Annotated in this window: 20 protein-coding genes; 5 read left to right on the top strand and 15 right to left on the bottom strand. The window is 31.0% G+C overall.

Features of this window, described 5'->3' with window-relative positions; translation table 11 throughout:
* Positions 1–2: 2 nt before the first annotated feature.
* The 6 genes from RCG18_RS16620 to RCG18_RS16595 all read right to left on the bottom strand — a co-directional run bounded on the left by RCG18_RS16620 (position 3) and on the right by RCG18_RS16595 (position 4,274).
* Positions 3–614: a DJ-1/PfpI family protein gene (locus RCG18_RS16620; RefSeq protein ID WP_308037148.1), complete on the bottom strand. Its 612-nt coding sequence runs from the start codon at positions 612–614 to the stop codon at positions 3–5.
* Between the two features lie 78 nt (positions 615–692).
* Entirely contained in the window at positions 693–1,295 is a 603-nt protein-coding gene (locus RCG18_RS16615) for an HAD family phosphatase (protein WP_308037147.1), read from the bottom strand.
* Positions 1,296–1,318: 23 nt separating this feature from the next.
* Positions 1,319–1,810 (bottom strand): pantetheine-phosphate adenylyltransferase, encoded by a 492-nt coding sequence (gene coaD / locus RCG18_RS16610; RefSeq protein WP_308037146.1) that lies wholly within the window; start codon positions 1,808–1,810, stop codon positions 1,319–1,321.
* Positions 1,811–2,171: 361 nt separating this feature from the next.
* On the bottom strand, positions 2,172–2,939 hold the full coding sequence (locus tag RCG18_RS16605; RefSeq protein WP_308037145.1) for an SIMPL domain-containing protein: 768 nt from the start codon (positions 2,937–2,939) through the stop codon (positions 2,172–2,174).
* Positions 2,940–2,944: 5 nt separating this feature from the next.
* Positions 2,945–3,442, bottom strand: coding sequence for a hypothetical protein (locus RCG18_RS16600; protein ID WP_308037144.1), 498 nt, complete (start codon positions 3,440–3,442; stop codon positions 2,945–2,947).
* A gap of 49 nt (positions 3,443–3,491) precedes the next feature.
* Positions 3,492–4,274 carry a protease complex subunit PrcB family protein gene (locus tag RCG18_RS16595; RefSeq protein WP_308037143.1) on the bottom strand — a complete coding sequence of 261 codons (783 nt, stop codon included), beginning with the start codon at positions 4,272–4,274 and terminating at the stop codon, positions 3,492–3,494.
* Between the two features lie 409 nt (positions 4,275–4,683).
* Here RCG18_RS16595 and pyk point away from each other — a divergent pair, with 409 nt between their 5' ends.
* A complete protein-coding gene (pyk, locus tag RCG18_RS16590) occupies positions 4,684–6,105 on the top strand; it encodes a pyruvate kinase (RefSeq protein WP_308037142.1) in 1,422 nt (473 codons plus the stop codon).
* Positions 6,106–6,467: 362 nt separating this feature from the next.
* Here the strand turns inward: pyk and RCG18_RS16585 are convergent, their stop codons facing one another.
* Positions 6,468–7,682, bottom strand: coding sequence for an MFS transporter (locus RCG18_RS16585; protein WP_308037141.1), 1,215 nt, complete (start codon positions 7,680–7,682; stop codon positions 6,468–6,470).
* A 150-nt stretch (positions 7,683–7,832) separates the two neighbouring features.
* Complete coding sequence (locus RCG18_RS16580) at positions 7,833–8,918, bottom strand: diguanylate cyclase (protein ID WP_308037140.1); 1,086 nt, start codon at positions 8,916–8,918, stop codon at positions 7,833–7,835.
* A gap of 348 nt (positions 8,919–9,266) precedes the next feature.
* Here RCG18_RS16580 and RCG18_RS16575 point away from each other — a divergent pair, with 348 nt between their 5' ends.
* Complete coding sequence (locus tag RCG18_RS16575; RefSeq protein WP_308037139.1) at positions 9,267–9,647, top strand: VOC family protein; 381 nt, start codon at positions 9,267–9,269, stop codon at positions 9,645–9,647.
* 129 nt (positions 9,648–9,776) lie between these two features.
* Here the strand turns inward: RCG18_RS16575 and RCG18_RS16570 are convergent, their stop codons facing one another.
* Genes RCG18_RS16570 through RCG18_RS16540 form a run of 7 tightly spaced genes read right to left on the bottom strand, consistent with a single transcriptional unit; the run spans position 9,777 to position 14,267 of the window.
* Entirely contained in the window at positions 9,777–10,589 is an 813-nt protein-coding gene (locus RCG18_RS16570; protein ID WP_308037138.1) for an ABC transporter ATP-binding protein, read from the bottom strand.
* Entirely contained in the window at positions 10,582–11,427 is an 846-nt protein-coding gene (locus RCG18_RS16565; protein WP_308037137.1) for an ABC transporter ATP-binding protein, read from the bottom strand. The genes RCG18_RS16570 and RCG18_RS16565 overlap by 8 nt, the downstream gene beginning before the upstream one ends.
* Positions 11,424–12,191: an energy-coupling factor transporter transmembrane component T gene (locus tag RCG18_RS16560; protein ID WP_308037136.1), complete on the bottom strand. Its 768-nt coding sequence runs from the start codon at positions 12,189–12,191 to the stop codon at positions 11,424–11,426. The genes RCG18_RS16565 and RCG18_RS16560 overlap by 4 nt, the downstream gene beginning before the upstream one ends.
* A gap of 22 nt (positions 12,192–12,213) precedes the next feature.
* On the bottom strand, positions 12,214–12,816 hold the full coding sequence (locus tag RCG18_RS16555) for an ECF transporter S component (RefSeq protein ID WP_308037135.1): 603 nt from the start codon (positions 12,814–12,816) through the stop codon (positions 12,214–12,216).
* Positions 12,817–12,830: 14 nt separating this feature from the next.
* Positions 12,831–13,574 (bottom strand): nucleoside phosphorylase, encoded by a 744-nt coding sequence (locus RCG18_RS16550; RefSeq protein WP_308037134.1) that lies wholly within the window; start codon positions 13,572–13,574, stop codon positions 12,831–12,833.
* Between the two features lie 14 nt (positions 13,575–13,588).
* Positions 13,589–13,870, bottom strand: a complete 282-nt coding sequence (locus tag RCG18_RS16545; RefSeq protein WP_308037133.1) for a helix-turn-helix domain-containing protein — start codon at positions 13,868–13,870, stop codon at positions 13,589–13,591.
* A complete protein-coding gene (locus RCG18_RS16540) occupies positions 13,776–14,267 on the bottom strand; it encodes a cyclic nucleotide-binding domain-containing protein (protein WP_308037132.1) in 492 nt (163 codons plus the stop codon). Before RCG18_RS16540 ends, RCG18_RS16545 begins: the two co-directional genes overlap by 95 nt.
* Before the next feature lie 257 nt (positions 14,268–14,524).
* Between RCG18_RS16540 and RCG18_RS16535 the strand changes: the two genes are divergently transcribed.
* From RCG18_RS16535 to RCG18_RS16525, 3 genes are all read left to right on the top strand, one after another.
* A complete protein-coding gene (locus RCG18_RS16535) occupies positions 14,525–16,516 on the top strand; it encodes a serine hydrolase domain-containing protein (protein ID WP_308037131.1) in 1,992 nt (663 codons plus the stop codon).
* A gap of 95 nt (positions 16,517–16,611) precedes the next feature.
* Complete coding sequence (locus RCG18_RS16530; RefSeq protein WP_308037130.1) at positions 16,612–17,295, top strand: response regulator transcription factor; 684 nt, start codon at positions 16,612–16,614, stop codon at positions 17,293–17,295.
* An 18-nt stretch (positions 17,296–17,313) separates the two neighbouring features.
* Positions 17,314–18,351, top strand: coding sequence for a sensor histidine kinase (locus tag RCG18_RS16525; RefSeq protein ID WP_308037129.1), 1,038 nt, complete (start codon positions 17,314–17,316; stop codon positions 18,349–18,351).
* The last annotated feature ends 12 nt before the right edge of the window (positions 18,352–18,363 follow it).

The raw sequence follows: 18,363 nt of genomic DNA, 5'->3' as shown, positions 1-18,363 counted from the left end.
TATTATGCTAACCCGTATAATTCAGCAAATGGATCCCACTCCTTGTCCTCATTCCACTTATATTCAATTCTATTACTAATTTCTTTTGCTTTTTCTTTTCCTAGTAATTCTGATATAAAACCTAAAGTCATATCAATCCCAGCAGAAACCCCTGAAGATGTAAAAATATTACCATCACTTACCCATCTTGATTTGCTTATCCATATCACATCTTTGCCTTGCGATACCACCCAATCAAAGGCTCTTTTGTTTGTAGTTGCTTTTTTACCATCTAATAATCCTGTTTTAGCCAATAGTGCTGACCCTGTGCAAACACTCATGATATATTCTGATTCTGCTGCAATATCCTTTATAAAGTTGATTAGGTTTTTATCATTGATTTTCTCCCTTGTGCCCATACCCCCTGGAATAAATGTAATAGTATTCTCGTCATTTTTCTTCTCATATTTATTGGTTTCTACTTTTACATTTTGAGTACTTGAAACAGTTTTTCCATTAAGAGAAATAAAATTCAACTTAAATATATCAGGTAAACATCCAAATATTTCAACAGGTCCAAACACATCTAGTGTTTCAAATTGTTCGAATAAAATTATATTTACTACATATTTCATTTTTTATCCTCCAAATAAAAATAATTATAATTAATAAATCTTAAATAAAAAAATTCCTCAATTAGTCTCCTATCTGTACTATAAAACATTATAAGTTTTTAATTTTTCTCTTAAATCCTTAGAGTTTTTAAAAAGTATAGTTTCAAAATTAAGTTTTCTGGCACCTTCAATATTGCCCTTCGAATCATCTATGAAAATCGATTCTTCAGGCTTTATCTGGTACTCCTCTATTATTCTTTTATAAATGCCATCTTCAGGCTTTAGTAGTTTTTCCTTATAAGAAACAATTCCACCATCGAAAAAATTAAAAAAGTCATACCTCTTAGTTACATATTCAAATGCTAGCAAATGAAAATTAGATAGAAAATAAACCTTATATTTTTCATCTTTTAATTCTTTCAAAACCTTAACCGAGTCTTCGATAGGTGTAAGAAGCTCATACCAATTTTCAAAAGCGAGTTTTATCAAGTGCCCATTTTTATTGCTGTTCTTAATTATAATACTCTTAGCCTCTTCTTCAGTAAGTGTTCCTCTATCTAGCATTACCCACTCTTCGCTTTGAAACAATTCTTTATGTACCTCTGAAACTTTATCAACTTCTGCAATCTTTGTCTTTAGATATTCCTCTGGTCTAAAGTCCAGTAATACATTTCCTAAATCAAATATAATATTTTTATACACAACCTACTCTCCTTTACCATCCTTCAATTTTTATAAATCACATCACAATTCTCACTTATTACTTCTAGCACAGATGGTGGTACATATGAAGATATATCACGACCATACTTATAAAGCTCCATAACCATTGAAGAGCTTACGTGACTTAAGCTGCCAGCCCTTATATATATGGTTTTTAATCCAAAGGATTCGTTAATCCTTGCTAGATTTTCTTCATATTCATAATCACTTCCATTTCTGATACCTCTAATTAGATAATCAGCTTTATTCTCGTTAGCTAAGTCCGCTATAAGACCTTGAAATCTAATAACCTCAATTTTATTACCATAGCTCAATTTTGAAACTGTGTCTTCAATAGCTCTAAGAGTTAATTGAGAATCAATTCTACGTTTTTTATCGGCATTATTGGCTATGGCAACTATTACTTTATCAAATAGATAACTCGCTTCTGTAAGAACCTGAAGATGTCCTATAGTAAATGGATCAAAAGAACCTGCATATACGGCTATTGTCATAATCATTTTCCTCCAATTGTTTACAATATATAAAACTTTGAATTATATTAAATTCAATTTACTCTTATTATGCTATAAATCTGTTACATAAATTCGAGAACTTCGACTCCAAGGATGATATCCTGTTCCAACATAGGTAAAACCGTATTTTTCATAACAAGGTTTTACAGTACATTGCCCTCCCTAAAAAATTCTTTAAATATATACATTCTATAAAATAATGCCACTTTCCTTTATTTTCAAAAGAATAAACAACGAAACAGGGTAGAGATTTTTTTCTCTACCCTGTCTATATTTGTTAACCTCTCTTTTCTCATCCCAGATAAGCTTGTCTAAATTTTATACAATATAAAAATTAGTTTTAATACTCATAAACCAAGCTAACATTAGCTTTTATTTTATAAGTGCCTGCTTCCACAGTCATGCCTTGTCCTGCAGAACTGTTCTTTGCAATTGAATTATATAAAACTGGATATTCAACAGGAACACCACTTGAGTTCTCTGTTATTTTCACTGGATTTGATAATTTAACATCTATACAACCTGCTATTACTTGTGCTTTAGCTTTTGCATTTGATATAGCATTCGTTAGAGCCATATTGTAATATTTCCCATAATCACTAACTCCAAAAGCTATTCCATTAGAGTTATTTGCTCCATTTGATATAGCTGTATCAACTATACTTCCAACTGAACTTATATTTTTAACTGTAACACTTAAAGTACTTGTAACTGTGTACCCAACAATTGTGCTGTTTCCTGTCTTATCCTCATAATTATATTTAGGACTAATAGAGTAATTAGATGTTTTAATATTCTCACTTGCCACTCCAGCCTTTTTAATAGCGGCAATAACATTATTCATAGTATCTGAATTGCTTTTCTGAGCTTCGCCTACACTGCTCTTTTCTGTAGTTACTCCTAGTGTAACATATGCAATATCTGGTGCCACACTTACTTCACCATCTCCATTAACATTTATTGTTCTTGCTGCCATTTTATCTTCTGCTGCTAATACCTTGTAATTTGCAGTTGGAACTATTGCCATCAAGAAAAGAAACGTAGCTACAGACATAAATACAAATGACCATTTTGCCTTTAGTAAGTTAATACTTTTCAAATTTATCACTCCTTCTATTCTTTTATAAGTTCAACATCTTCAGGTTGAACATAAACAACATTATTTGCTAGTACAAATTGATACCCATTTTCAGTTTTCATTATATAATGCATAGGCCCAATATTCTTTGAAGTCTTCATTATTAATTGCTTAGTACCATTGTCAATAGTATAAATAGATGCATTCTCTTTTATTTTGATCATATCAGTAGAAATGATCGAAGGAACAGCAAAGGGCTCCTTATAAGCTTTATCTAAATATTTTATTGGCACATAGTACTGCTTCTGAATATCATTACCTTTACCTTCAGTTACCGGAAGAGAAAAGTATACCTTACCATCTCTAATATCATTTAAATTGATTGAAAAACCCTTTGAAATAACTCCTACTTGTTGATTTGTACTAGTATCAAAAATAGGTGCGTTTCCTATTCTGCTTGGTACCACACAAGAATTCGCTTCCTGATTTACAGAATCTCCTACTGTTACATTGCCTTTAATACTAAAGGACATACGATATCCTTTTTTGTTATTATCTAAATCTTTTTGTGAATAAACTTTGTCAGGAAATAAATAAATAGTAGGTTTGCCCTAATGCATATTTTTCTGTTGGTATCACTTTTACTGTTTTGTTATTTTCTCCAATAACAAGTTTTACTGGTATCTTATCTCCGCTACTGTCTCTAACATAGATTGTATTGTCATTAACCTCTGTCTTAGAAATATCTTTTTTAAAAGTAATAAGCCATTCCTTGCCTTCTGGAACATCCCAACAAGGTTTTAGATTTTTCCAGTCTTTGCTTCCCAGTTCTGATGAGTTTACTAATGAAGGTAACTCTGTACCCTTATCTGTTACGACATTCACATGCGGAGTCCCCTGTGCAAATTTTACAATTACATATGGATAAGTTATTGCCTCTCCTACCATCGTACCCGTTGATGGTTTTGTCTCTTGAATAGTAATTTTAGAAATCCCTTCTATATCCTCAGCTGAAAGTATTTTAATCCCATATCCAGTTGTATTCCTCTCTCCTAGCGAAATCATTACATAAACCTCAGAATCTTTTATACCATATTTTGCATTGTCGAAAACATAATACCCCTCATGATGTTTTAAGTTTTCAATTTCCTTTGAAAAGTTTCCTAATACAGTTTGAACTTCTTTTTCATTTAATACATATGGTTTTAGTTTGTTTGTAGTAATTCCCTGAGCAGGAGTTGTAGTTCCACAGATCACTGTGGATGTAACCTCAGGCTTGATTTCTTTGGCTTTTACTAGATTTGCAGGTGCTGCTGAGACACTTGCAAAGATTAACGCCAGTATTAATATATTTTTCCTATTCATGTTTAAACCTCCTAGATTTAACTTTTAAGTCTTCATAAATATAGACGCTTAAACATTATTTTTCGCTCCAAAAAATCAAAAAATTTTTTTATACTAGGTTTTATCAATTATTTTTTCTATTTCTAGAATGAAAAGATCTATAATCACTGCCGGTTTTGACATACCTTGAGTATACACATCCGGATTTGGCACACAGACCTTATGCTATGGTATTAAATTGAAATAGATTTTTTTAAGGGTATTTTTTACAAATTATAATTAAGAGTTGTTTTAGTTAAACTTAAATAACATTTTGCTTTTCATAAATCAACGTTTGTCACTCTTTCAAATGCCTTATAGGTTTAAAATATAACTCTCTGTGCAATAATAATCCTAGTTAAAATTTAAAATGTGTAAGGGGATTATTAGTATGCAAAAAACTAAAATGGTTTTTACTATTGGCCCAGCCAGTGAGAGCGAGGAAATTTTATCAAAATTAATTGAAGCAGGAATGAGCGCAGCAAGACTTAATTTTTCCCATGGTACTCATGAAGAACATAAAGAGAAAATGGAGCTTATAAAAAAACTAAGACAAAAATATAATAAATATGTAGCTATTATGATGGATATAAAAGGTCCAAAAATAAGAACCCATAATTTTAAAGATGATAAAGTAGAATTACAAAAAGGATCAAAGTTTACTATAATCTGTGGTGATGAAGTTCTTGGGGATAAGACTCACTGTTCAATTAGTTATAGAGACCTGTATAAAGATGTTACTGTTGGTAATAAGCTTTTAGTAGACGATGGGCTTTTAGAATTAACTATCGAATCTATAGAGGGAAATAAAATTCACTGCATAGCCGACAATACAGGTTTCATAGGAAATCATAAGGGAGTAAACGTGCCTAATGTTTCAATAAATGTCCCTGCTGTAACAGATAAAGATAAGGAAGATTTAATATTTGGATGTCAAATGAATGTAGATATGGTAGCTGCCTCCTATATAAGGAAGGCAACTGATGTCTTATCGGTAAGAAAAATATTAGAAGCAAACAGTGATGAATACATTCAAATATTTTCAAAGATTGAAAGTCACGAAGGCATAAAAAACATTGACGAAATTATCAAATTCTCCGATGGAATAATGGTAGCTAGAGGTGATATGGGGGTAGAAATTCCTATAGAACAAGTTCCTATAATTCAGAAAATGATAATAGAAAAATGTAATAAAGCAGGAAAAGCAGTTATAACAGCTACTCAGATGCTTGATTCTATGATAAGAAATCCTAGACCGACAAGAGCCGAAGCCTCCGATATAGCCAATGCTATTTTGGATGGAACTGACGCCATAATGCTTAGTGGAGAAAGCGCAAATGGTAAATACCCTGTTGAAGCTGCTCAAACTATGGCAAAAATAGCACAGACAGCTGAAAGTAAAATAAATTATGCTTCTTGCTTAGATCAACATAAGAAATCAACTTTAGCTAATGTGGCTGATGCAATAAGCTTATCTACCTGTTTAACTGCAGCAGAACTTGATGCTAAAGCAATAATAACTGCTACTCAGAGTGGAAATACTGCTAAAACAGTATCAAAGCACAGACCAGAGTGTCAAATAATTGCCGTCACTCCAAATGAGAAAGTGGCAAGAAGATTAGCTCTAAATTGGGGAGTAATCCCTATATTATCAAGAAATGTTGGTTCTACAGACGAATTAATAGAAGAATCTATAAAAACAGCTCTGGAAGCTAACTATATTAAAAAAGGCGATTTAATAATTGTAGCTGCTGGTGTACCTGTTCAATATTCTGGCACAACTAATATGCTTAAGGTAGAAGTTATCCAATAATGAACTTATTTATATGAAGGATAATAAAATTATAGAACACATCATTAGAGTAATGATGTGACATTTCCAAGGAAATATCTTATGTATTAAAAAATAAGTTTCACTTTATTTTATATATTAAAAATTTAGTTTTATCCGATGTCTATCGCCACTAACACCCCAACGCACTCTGTGAAAGCGACTCACACCAAATCAGCACTCTGTGTAAGTGACTATCACCAAATCATAGATTTGGGATATCTACTTAAGATTTGGGTTCTCTGCTTGCACTCTGTGAAAGCGATTCACACCAAATCAAAGATTTGGGTTCTCTGCTTTTCTTAAAGTTGGGGATAAGTGGCGCTACGACCCTGGATAACGGCTTATAAACTTCCCTTTTTATATGAATACATGTAAAGCATCATCATAAAGAAAACAGCAATACAAGACAATATAAAGGTTAATGGCCAAACAGCAGCAATTCCTGATAAATCTATATATTTTCCCATAAGTGATGTTCCAAGAGCAGCTCCTGTGGCCCAACTCAGGTTTCCAACTGCACTGAATCTAGCTCTATAATTAGCAGGACTATTGTTAGCCACATACACTCCAAAATTTGTAACAGTTAATATTTCACCGATTGTCCATAGTACCGTTGATAGAATAAATAAAGGAAAAGACCTTACTATTCCAATCATACCAAACCCAACAGCATAAAGCACTCCTGCTATTATCATATTGGGCAGGGCATGCAGTTTCCGTGTAAAGCTGGTAATAAATACAGTTAGAAAAATAACTGTACAAGCATTTACACTCATTAGAAGCCCAAACTTTTCTGCTCCATTTCCCATATAGACATTGTCTAACATCAAAGGTAAAGAAAATCTATGCTGCGTGTATACGACACTGTATATGATGTAGATAATTAGAAATATTAAAATCTGTGGGCGTCTTAAAAGAACTTGGAAAACATTACCTGCCTCTGCTTTTTCTTTTGAAGCAGCCGTTTCTATTACATTTGACGGCTTAGTTTCATCTATATATACAACAAATAGAATCACTGCTGTTAATGATGTTAATGCATCACCTATAAAAAGCATAGGGAGAAAATTATTAAATAAGAAGCCTGCTACAATAGGGCCAATGGATACTCCCAAATTTATACCCAAATATTGAAGTGAATAGCCAGCCTGTCTCCTATCTGGAGGCAAAACATCCGCAATTATTGCATTTAAAGGTGGTCTAACAGCCCCATTAAAAAAAGTTGAGGTCAAAAGAAAAGAAACAATAGCATATGGATTGGTTATAAAGGCACAGGGTATTAGTGCTAAAGCCGCTGTTGTCTGAGCAAAAATATAGGTCTTTTTTCTTCCAATTTGATCTGCGAATTTACCTCCTGCTATAGCCCCAGGTATACTGAGAATAGATTCGATCATAACAATTATTCCAACTATCTGGAAAGACAATCCTAGTTTTTTCGTCAAAAATAACGTCATAAATGGCAGCACAAAATCTCCAAATCTATTTACTACCTGAACTAAAAACAATATGTATACACCTTTCGGTAACCCTTTGTAGATATTAAATTTTTTAAACATTGCTTGCCTATCCCTTCTAAAGTTAATATATAAATTTACATTCTCATGTTCTGTAGTAATTTATGTTAAATATATGAAAATTATATACTAAATTATTAAAAATTACCATACAAATTATTTGCACTAAAGGAGGCTATGTTGTTTATGGTACTACTTTCCACCATATACCATCACTTTATTTCTACCTGTTTTTTTGGCTTCATATAATGCAAGATCTGCATTTTCAAGAAGCATGTCTATATTATTAGTTTTATCAGGATACATTGAAACTCCTATAGAAACTGTCACATAAATACTAATCTTATCAGAAACATAAAATTTATTTGCTTCAACATCTTTTCTTATTCTCTCTGCAATTCTAACTGCATTAGAAGCTGAACAGTCTAGTAATAATACAGTGAATTCTTCCCCTCCATTACGGGATATAATATCAATTTCTCTGCATGCATTACGTAAAATATCAGCTAAATTCTTTAGTATAGTATCACCTGCAATGTGTCCATAAGTGTCATTTATCTTTTTAAAATAATCAATATCTAAATATAGTAAAGATAGATTTTTTCCATCCTTAATTGTTTGCTTAGAAACATTATTAAAAATCTTGTCAAACTGCCTTACATTATTTAAGCCAGTTAAAAAGTCCGTTGTTGCTTCATTTCTCAATCTATTATAAAATTCAACAAGCTCACATAAGTACTCAGTATATCTATATACAAAATAAGATACAAATGAAATCCCAATATAGTATAATAGTAGAAGCTTGAGCAAAAACATCCTATCTTTGATAAGAATTATATATGAAATAGTACTAACTAAATTTGAATATATAACAGAATAAATCCATTTTTCCCTTCTTGTTTTTTTAATAATGGAGATAACTCCAAAGCCTATTCCGGAAAACATGGTAGCTACTATAGAAACTACAGCAGCTGTAGAAATTCCAAAATACAGAGTTCGAAAAAAGCACATCATTATAACGGTTATTATAGGTGGTATAATTCCACCGAAAATAGCCGCTAGCATAATTGGTACTGTGCGAAAATCCATTACTATTGTGGAAGTAATATGTACTCCAAATAACATTAATAAGATTCCTAATGAACTGCAGCATGCCCCAATTAATATTTTTAAAGATATTGATGGATTCTTAGATATATTTCTATTTATTACGAAATTATGAGAAACACTTATAAATGTGATTAAAATACATGCATTAATAAATAAATCAACAACCATTGTAATACTCTCCCCAAAGTATAAAGTGAACATTCTAAATAAGCATATTAATTATATACTATTTCATTCTAATTCTACAATTTATTTTATGGTAAGTTATTCCTCAAGTTTCCTATATGAATTTATAAAAGACTAACTAATACTCTATCAATGCCTATTATATTCCAACCGCCTCCGTGAATGTATATTTTGGTGCTTTGGGTGAAATCTATATAATAAAGTAGCTTAATTATATTAATTAATTTATACTAATGTATAATGAAAAAATAATTAATATATTAGAACAGAGTGATATTTTTGCAAACAATATAAAATTGATTTTTATAATATTTAAAGGAGAAAATAAAAATGATCAATAAAATAGGAAAAATAACATTATACGTAAACAATCAAGATGAAGCTAAGAAGTTCTGGACTGAAAAATTAAATTTTGTTGTTAAATTTGAACAGGCAATGGGACCTAATATGAAATGGTTAGAAGTTGGACCAAATGAAGGTGAATTTACAACCTTCGTTTTATATGATAAGAATTTAATTATATCTCAAAATCCATCAGCCAATGTTTCACACCCTTCTATAATATTAAGTACTACTGATATTGAGGACTCTTATAACAAAATGAAGGAAAATGGTGTTGATGTAGGAGATCTTATGAATATGCCATATGGAAAAATGTTTTCATTTAAAGATCAAGATGGAAATGAATATTTACTACGTGAAGACATCTAATATTTATTAAATACATACCAAGAACTTGAAGAGCAACTTTTATTGCTTATAGAAGTAGCTTTAACTAAATCAACTAATTATCTTAGCAAAAAGTGTGATAACCATCCTATAGTTATCACACTTTTTTAGCTATCTTACAGCTATTTTTTTCTTATACTCTATAAACTCATCCACCGTAAGGAATGTCTCATCAAACCCCAATCTTTTGCAAAGCTTAGTTATATGAGGAGCTTCCAAGTAAGCTTTTTTTAGTTCCTCTTCTCTTGAAAAGATCTCTCTTGTGCAGCCGTCCATAATCATTTTTCCTTGAGTAAATACAATGACTCTTTCAAAGCATTCTGCAACAAAGTTCATGTCGTGAATTATAGTTATTACAAGTTTATTTTTATCTCTCAGCTTAAATATTATATCTTTTATTTTTTCTCTTCCTTCATAATCCTGAGCAATAGTAGGCTCATCAAATATTATGATATCTGTATCCATAGATATTATAGAAGCTATAGTTATAAGTTTTCTTTCAGACAAGCTTAGATCATAAGGATTACTATCTTGTAAGTGCTCTAGGCCTAGCATTTTTAGAGCCTCTATAGAATTTTTATGGGCTAAATCTTTGCCTTGTCCAACATTTAAAGCTCCAAACATAACTTCATCTATTACTTTGTTCTTAAATATTTGGTCGTTTGGATTTTGAAAAACAAGTCCTATTTTTGATGCTAAACTAGCAGCAGTTGCTTCTTTAGTATTTAATCCACCAATGTATATGTCTCCACCGGAAGGCTTTAAAAGTCCTTTTAGAAGCTTTACAAAGGTAGTTTTTCCTGCACCATTTTGGCCAATTATTGCCGTACTTCTATTGTCTAACTCTAGATTTATTTCTTTTAAAATCTCGTTACCTTCATTGTATTCAAAACGAAGATTCTTAACTTGAACTTTTTTATCCATTTGAATTCACCACCAAATCATAAGCTTCTTCCAAGGTTACCGGATACAGCCCAGTTTTAGGATTTACTAAGTGTAACTTTTTGCATATCTCAGTATAGGAAGGCTCTTTAACGCCATACTCTCTTAAGTCTTCTCTTGAAAAAACTTTTTCTGGTACATCATAATCTATTAACTTACCTTCATTTAAAAGCATAACCTTATCAGAGTATTGAGCTATCTTTTCAATTTTGTGCTCTACCATTACTACAGTCATGCCTTCTTTACTTAATTTATGAATCGCTTTAAACACTTCTTCAGAACCTTGAGGGTCAAGCTGTGATGTAGGTTCATCTAAAACTATTATATCTGGCTTCATTGCTATAATGCTTGCAATGGCCATTCTCTGCATTTGTCCTCCAGATAGTGCAAAAGGATTTCTGCCCTTAAATTTATCCATGCCCAAAAGTTCTAAAGCATAGTCTATTCTGTCTTTCATCTCTTCTCTTGAAAGTCCCATATTTTCAAGTCCAAAGGCAATTTCTTCATACACAGTGAGCTTAGAACCTGTAACTTGAGTAAAGGGATTCTGAAAAACTATTCCTACCTTTAAGGATAAATCACTTATTGGTGTTTTTCTGACTTCTAATCCATTAATTAAAACCTTACCACCATATCCACCAAAGAAGAAGTTAGGTACTAACCCAGTTAAAGCTTGACATAATGTTGATTTGCCTGCGCCATTTCTACCTATAACCCCTATAAATTCCCCTTCTTCTATATCAAAGGATATACCCTTTAATGATAAGTCTTTTGCTAGAGGATACTTATATTTTAAATTTTCCACTACTATTTTCTTCATAGAACTACCCTCCCTACTAAAGCCGCAACTATTAATAAAATCATAGATATTCTAAGTACGCCATTAAACTTAGGATAAACTCTTTCATTTAAAAAAGTCTTTTGTCTTGTAGAGGAAAAACCTCTAACCTCCAGAGCAATAGCTCTTTCTCTGGTTGCTATTAAAGAGTTCATAACTACAGGTCCTATAAGTGGAAAGAAGGCTTTTAATCTAGTTGTTAACTTCCCCTCTGTTTCCATGCCTCTTGATTTTTGAGCATCCATTATGGTTTCCATAGTAGATGTCATTTGAGGAATTATTTGCAGTACTGAGCTTAAAACGTACCCTATCTTAGGTGATAAACCCTTCTGAACAAGTTCTTCTATTAAATCTGAAGGACTTGTAGTTAAAACTAATATGGAAAAAGCACAAAGTATATTAATAACCCTTAAACATATAAGAAAAGCATGGTATAAGCCTTCCTTATAAAAACTTATCTTCCCAATGGAAAATGCAACGTTCTTATTCTCCGGAAAGAATAGTCCCTGAATTATTACTATAGATATAAGAATAAGTAAGCTGAAATTTATAATAGGCATAACCTTTTTAAAAATCTTGGCATTGCATATTAATATAAAACTTACTAATATGCATGCTAAAGCTGATATTTCATTTGGAATTATTGCTGTAATAGCTATAGCTGCTACTATATATATAAGCTTATTAATTGGATCTATGTTGTGTACAAAACTATTTCCCTCTTGATATAAACTTAAGCTTTTCATGTGATCACCTCACTTCTAAATACTAATCTAAATCATAAACTTCGTTGTTTTGATATAAAACCGTTAATGCCTTTGGTAAGCCTTTAAATATAGCATAGCTTATTAAAACTGTAGCTATTTTATCTGGAATATCTACTGCTAATTCATCCATTAATGAAGCTATCCAAATAGGCTGTCCTTTAGATATTAAGAATGCATATAGGGTATCTCCCCATAGATTACCGGTTTGTCCACCCCAAAAGGCTATGTTTATTGGAGTAGATACACAAGCTGCAACTACCGCTACTATGATTCCAGCAATAACTGCTGTAAATAAGTTTTTTACAAAACCTTTATAACTTAAATAACCTAATACAAGTCCTACAGAAATTGAAGTTAAGGCATATATGAAAGATATTGGGTCCATGGTTAATCCATAAATGATATTATTTATAGCGCCACTTATGGCTCCAACTACAGGTCCTGCTAAAATACTTGCAAGCATAGTTCCTATGGCATCTAACCATAATGGCAGCTTTAATATTCCTGCGAAAAGCTTACCTATGTAATTTATACCTACTGCCGCTGGAATAAGAACTAAAGACGTAGTTGAAAGCTTTAATGACCAGCCTTTGTTTTTACTCATAACATCCCCTCCATTTAAATTTTATTATTATATTCATAAACCGCTTCTAATGCAGTTAATATCTCCTTTTTTTCTCCATCTAAAGTTCCATTTTCCCCATCAACATAATTGTTTATGTCTTCTCCTAAGTTACCATCCATTTCTACGACTACATTTAGAATGGACGCAGTTTTTAGTCCTCTTAAAGCTCCTATTACAAACAACGCTGAGCTTTCCATATCAGCACCTAAAATTCCTTTTTTGCTCCAGTAGCTATCTATAGCTTCTTCCTCATCAGTATAAAAACTGTCATGACTTCTTGCTATGCCTATATGATAAGAAAAACCTTGCTTTTTTGCACTATTGGTTATTTCAAATAGAAGCTCTGTGTCAGGTACTGCCGGGTATTTTTCTTCAACATATGCCCTGGAAGCTCCATCATCCCTTACTATTCCATTAGGTATAATAAGATCTCCAAGCTTTATTCCTTCTTGATTAGCTCCACAGCTTCCAATTCTTATTAAAACCTCAACACCTATATTTTTAAGTTCTTCTACCGCTATGCCTGTAGATGCTCCTCCCATACCTGTAGACATAGCAAGTATCTTTATTCCTTTATAATATCCTACTAAGGATTTATACTCTCTGTTAAACTCAACTTCTTCAACATTTTCTAGAAACTCTGCTATCCTGTCCACCCTCTTAGGATCTCCAGGAAGTATAGCATATTTTACCTTTAAATCCTCCGAACATCTTATATGTGGTTGAACTAATGACATGATTATTCCTCCGTTTATGTATTTTTCTTTGTCAGTGTTTTAAGTTTATTCAAATCCTTAATGAAAACCTGAGAATTGCTTATTTCTAAAATATCTTTTTTCTTAAGCTCCATGAAAGTTCTATTTAAACTCCTCTTTGTTACCGCAAACTGTCCACTTAAAGTATCCTTGTCTATTTTTATAGTGGTACTGCCGCTTTTATTATAAGCTTTTAAAAGATAACTGCTTATTCTTTCTCTTAGTGTATATAAAGTGTCTACAGCTGATTTCCTGAGAAAGAGTGTAAAATGCTGCACATATCTGCTCTGTAATATATCTAGATATATTTTTGTCCATATCATACCACTTTAAAAAGTAGTCTCTTTTTAAAGCTAAAAGTTTTATATCTGTCAACGCTTCAACGGAACAACTGTAGGGTACATTGTTAAATATCTCTAGCTCTCCAATAAAATTCCCTTTCTTATATATGGACTGAGAATACCTCTTTCCATGGTCAGACATAATAAATATATTAGCTTCTCCTTCAATTATGATAAAAAAGTATGGATATAGTTCTTCTTGTTTTAAAAATACTTTACCTTTTTTATATTTAAATATCTCCCACTGCTTAAGTATTTCATAGGGACAAGACTTTAAGATATCATAAATAACTTTTTCTTTTTCAATAACCTCTACTACTTTCAAAATACTCATCTCTTGTTTTCTCCTTTATGATAATATATTTAAACCTTTACATACAGGACAAATGTCCCAATTAGAATTATAGCAACAATTGAAAATAAAAAAACTACTAAAAATTTAAGACAATATTCCTAAGTGCATATTCAAGTAACCTTACAAAACTGTAAGGTTACTTGAATATAAATGAATTTGTTCTCCTTTAAATCTAATTTAGAATTTATTTGTAATAGAAATATATTCTAAATTTAGATTTATGGAGGTTTAATACTATGAAAAAATTTATAGCTTACACGCGAAGATTTTTAATTATCTTTGTACTTATTGCTTATACTTTCCCTTATTTCTATTCCTCAGCAGCTGTAATATACCATGTGTTTAATACCACACAAACTGTTTCAGCAAAAGAAAGTAAAGAAAACAGCACCCCACCTTTATTAAATAACCAAAGTAAAGAACCTTTAAATAAGAACAATGTAGAAAAATTTGCTGACAGCGCTTTCAATGAACAGCTAAAAAAATTTAACGTGCCAGGAGCAGTTTTTGCTGTTGTCAAAGATAATACTGTGCTTTTTGAGAAAGGATACGGATATTCTGATATAGATAAAAAAACACCTGTTGATCCTAAATCAACTATTTTTAGAGCCGCTTCTGTTTCAAAACTTTTTACGGCTACAGCTGTTATGCAGCTTAAAGAAAAAGGTAAGGTAAATTTAAATGAGGATGTAAATAACTATTTGAAAGACTTTAAAATAAAAAATACTTATTCAAAACCTGTAACACTAGAAAACCTCTTGACTCACACAGGTGGGTTTGATGAAAGAATTATCGGAGAATCTGAAATAAAAAGTTATCTGCAAGAAAAGCCTCTTAAAGATAATCTAATATCTCGTCCACGACCTATAATTCGCGAGCCAGGTGAAGCTCCCCAGTACAGCAATTATGGTATGGCTGTAGCCGGTTATGCTGTTGAGAGTGTATCAGGTACTCCTTTTAACAAGTATGTAGAAGATAACATATTTAAGCCCCTTAATATGAATAATAGTAGCTTTGCTTTTAATGATAAAATACTAAACAATCTATCGCAAGGATATGATTACAAAAATGGTATGTATAAAAAAGTACCTGTTTACGGAGGAGTCCTTCCACCCGCAGGCGGATTGAAAACCACAGCAGATGATATGACTAGATTTATGATTGCTCATTTAAATAATGGCACCTATGAGAATACACGCATATTGAATAAAGACACCGTAGAAGACATGCATAAAAAGCATTTTTCCTTTAATGAAAATACCCTTGGAGTATGCTATGGCTTTTCAGAAAAGTATACAAATGGTACAAGAATAATTTACCATCGAGGGGATGATTATGGTTTTCACAGCATGTTATGTTTAATACCTGACAGTAATATAGGATTTTTCATTTCAACTAATGGTGAAGCGGGAATCAATATGTGTGTTAGTATAACAGATCAGTTTATAGCTAAGTACTGCAGTCAATCTAATACAAAAGTTAATATAAATAATAAAGTTAACTTTGTAAAAAGTAATCTGAAAAAATTTGAAGGAAGCTATCAAGGTACTAGATATCCAAGAAATGAAATAGGAAAATTGTTTCTACTAATGCCTTCAGCTATAAATATAAAAAGCACTAATGATGCACTAGTTATAAAATATTCTGGCGGGGAAGATAAGTATATAGAAATAGAACCTTTACTTTTTAAGAATGTTAAGACAGGAGATGCTATTGCCTTTAAAGCAGATAAACAAGGAAACATAGCCTACATGCTCCCAGAGGGGTTAACAGTGGCCTTTGAAAAAATTAATTGGTATCAAAATCCTGCACTACATAGAATAATTTTTATGTCCTTTACAATACTATTTTTGTTACTACTTTTGGTACAAGTAATATTAATTATAAAGAGAAAGAATGATACTATAGAAACTCTTCGTAATAAAAATATTACACTACTTATATGCATTTTAAATTCATTATTTTTAGTTGGCATGATTAAAGAGTGTATCTCTCTATCACATATGCTTATGTTTCTAGCTGAATTACCTAAGTTAGTTATCTGTCTTCTGTTTATTCCGATAATCACCACAATATTAACTTTATATTTAGTAATTTCAACATTTATATACTGGAATAAGAGAAGTGATAATTTGGTTTCAAAGATATGGACTATATTAGTCTGCTGTATATTTTTAATTTTTAATCTATACCTAAATTACTGGAATCTATTTGGCTTCAAATTTTAATTAAAGGTTATACGCTTCCTCCTATAATTAAAGTATAATATATTTATTGGGACTAATGGAATATTGCAACTATACTTTAAAAAGGAGGAAGCTTTTTGTATAAAATACTTATTATTGAAGATGATGTTAAATTGACTAAGCTTATAAAAGAATACCTTGAGAAATATGGATATGATGTTGCTGCTATAGAAAATTTTATAAATGTGGAAGATGATATAAAAAGCTTAAAACCTAATTTAATTCTTTTAGACATAAATCTCCCATATTATGATGGATTTCAGTTGTGTAAAACCTTTAGACGTTCCTCCACAATACCTGTCATTATTATTTCATCAAGAAACGGAAATAACGAACAGATTAGGGGACTTGAGTTGGGTGCAGATGATTATATTGTCAAACCCTTTGATTTTGACTTTCTTCTTGCTAAGATACAAGCAGTACTCAGACGAGTATATGGTGAATATTCAACAGAGACAAGCTTAATAGAAAGTCTTGGAGGTATTAAACTTAATAAGGATACTTTTAAAATGCTTTATAATAATATTGAGATTGAGCTTAGCAAAAATGAATTTAAGCTTTTGAGTAAGCTTGTTAAGAATGAAGATAAGATTATTACCAGAGAAGAACTTTTAGAAGAACTTTGGGATGATACTGTTTTTGTAGATGACAACACTTTAACAGTAAATATAGTAAGGATTAGAAACAAACTTAAAGAACTAGGTATTAATGAAGCTATAAAAACAAAACGAAGCATTGGCTATATGTTTCAATTTCATTAATCATTAAGAGGCATTAATATGAATAAGAAGATATTAATAAATTTTTTAAAAGACAAGCTACAGCTTACCATTGCCTATTTTTTTAATACACTTTTGATTATTCTTTACTGTCATTTGCTTAATGGAAAAATTGATGTATTATATCCTTTATTAATCTCTATAGTAATCTATTTATTTTTAATATTAAATGAGTGGTTAAAATATTATAAATTTAGCAGAAGCCTTAATGAAGGCATAGAAAATAAGTACTTTAATTTAAGCCCTAGAACAATTGAGCAGCAGGAATCCGCTAAAGCTATATTCAAAATACATGAAAACTATACAAATACAATAAGTAAAGTTAATGCGCAAAACACCGAATATAAATATTTTTTATCACAATGGGTTCATAATATGAAAACTCCAGTTTCAGTAATTAATCTCATTATTCTAAAATGTATTAAAGAACTAGATTTTGATAAAAAAGATTGGAAAACAAATATAGCAAAGTTATTTTATGATATACGAGAAGAAAATAATAAAGTAGAAAATGGCTTAGAGCAAATACTAAATATTAGCAGACTTGACGATTTTTCAAAGGATTACGAACCTCAGACAGTAGACCTTGTTACCCTTATAAAAGAAGTTATAAATAGTAAAAAAAATCAGTTTATATACAATAATGTTTTCCCAAAGGTAGAGTTTCAATGTGAAAAAGCATTAATTATCACTGATAAAAAGTGGAATAAATTCATGCTTGAACAGATTTTATCTAATGCCATTAAATATTCTAAAAAAAACGATAAAAAGAAATATGTATATTTTAATATATATATTAATGATAAAGAAACTAAGCTTACAATTAGAGATAAAGGAATTGGAATACCTAATTATGATATAAAAAGGATTTTTACACCCTTTTTCACAGGAGAAAATGGTAGAAAATTAAAGGACTCTACAGGTATAGGTTTGTACATCTGTTCAATAATAGCGAAAAAATTAAATCATAGTATTATCATAGAGTCAGAAGTTAACATTGGAACCACCCTTTCAATTATATATATGTCCAAAATTTAAAGGTAATGGAGT

It is taken from the genome of Clostridium sp. OS1-26 (assembly GCF_030915445.1).
Lineage (GTDB): Bacteria > Bacillota > Clostridia > Clostridiales > Clostridiaceae > Clostridium_AM.
The sequence above is the reverse complement of the archived record's forward strand: the minus strand, read 5'-3'. Positions and strand labels throughout refer to the sequence as shown.

What these genes read in the sequence shown, in the direction of transcription:
- RCG18_RS16585 (WP_308037141.1), bottom strand. Translation starts at nt 7,682, where the DNA reads ATGTTTAAAAAATTTAATATCTACAAAGGGTTACCGAAAGGTGTATAC.
- RCG18_RS16540 (WP_308037132.1), bottom strand. Translation starts at nt 14,267, where the DNA reads ATGAGTATTTTGAAAGTAGTAGAGGTTATTGAAAAAGAAAAAGTTATT.
- RCG18_RS16535 (WP_308037131.1), top strand. Translation starts at nt 14,525, where the DNA reads ATGAAAAAATTTATAGCTTACACGCGAAGATTTTTAATTATCTTTGTA.
- RCG18_RS16525 (WP_308037129.1), top strand. Translation starts at nt 17,314, where the DNA reads ATGAATAAGAAGATATTAATAAATTTTTTAAAAGACAAGCTACAGCTT.
- RCG18_RS16595 (WP_308037143.1), bottom strand. Translation starts at nt 4,274, where the DNA reads ATGAATAGGAAAAATATATTAATACTGGCGTTAATCTTTGCAAGTGTC.
- RCG18_RS16580 (WP_308037140.1), bottom strand. Translation starts at nt 8,918, where the DNA reads ATGGTTGTTGATTTATTTATTAATGCATGTATTTTAATCACATTTATA.
- RCG18_RS16620 (WP_308037148.1), bottom strand. Translation starts at nt 614, where the DNA reads ATGAAATATGTAGTAAATATAATTTTATTCGAACAATTTGAAACACTA.
- RCG18_RS16575 (WP_308037139.1), top strand. Translation starts at nt 9,267, where the DNA reads ATGATCAATAAAATAGGAAAAATAACATTATACGTAAACAATCAAGAT.
- RCG18_RS16550 (WP_308037134.1), bottom strand. Translation starts at nt 13,574, where the DNA reads ATGTCATTAGTTCAACCACATATAAGATGTTCGGAGGATTTAAAGGTA.
- pyk (WP_308037142.1), top strand. Translation starts at nt 4,684, where the DNA reads ATGCAAAAAACTAAAATGGTTTTTACTATTGGCCCAGCCAGTGAGAGC.
- RCG18_RS16600 (WP_308037144.1), bottom strand. Translation starts at nt 3,442, where the DNA reads ATGTCCTTTAGTATTAAAGGCAATGTAACAGTAGGAGATTCTGTAAAT.
- coaD (WP_308037146.1), bottom strand. Translation starts at nt 1,810, where the DNA reads ATGACAATAGCCGTATATGCAGGTTCTTTTGATCCATTTACTATAGGA.
- RCG18_RS16565 (WP_308037137.1), bottom strand. Translation starts at nt 11,427, where the DNA reads ATGAAGAAAATAGTAGTGGAAAATTTAAAATATAAGTATCCTCTAGCA.
- RCG18_RS16555 (WP_308037135.1), bottom strand. Translation starts at nt 12,816, where the DNA reads ATGAGTAAAAACAAAGGCTGGTCATTAAAGCTTTCAACTACGTCTTTA.
- RCG18_RS16570 (WP_308037138.1), bottom strand. Translation starts at nt 10,589, where the DNA reads ATGGATAAAAAAGTTCAAGTTAAGAATCTTCGTTTTGAATACAATGAA.
- RCG18_RS16560 (WP_308037136.1), bottom strand. Translation starts at nt 12,191, where the DNA reads ATGAAAAGCTTAAGTTTATATCAAGAGGGAAATAGTTTTGTACACAAC.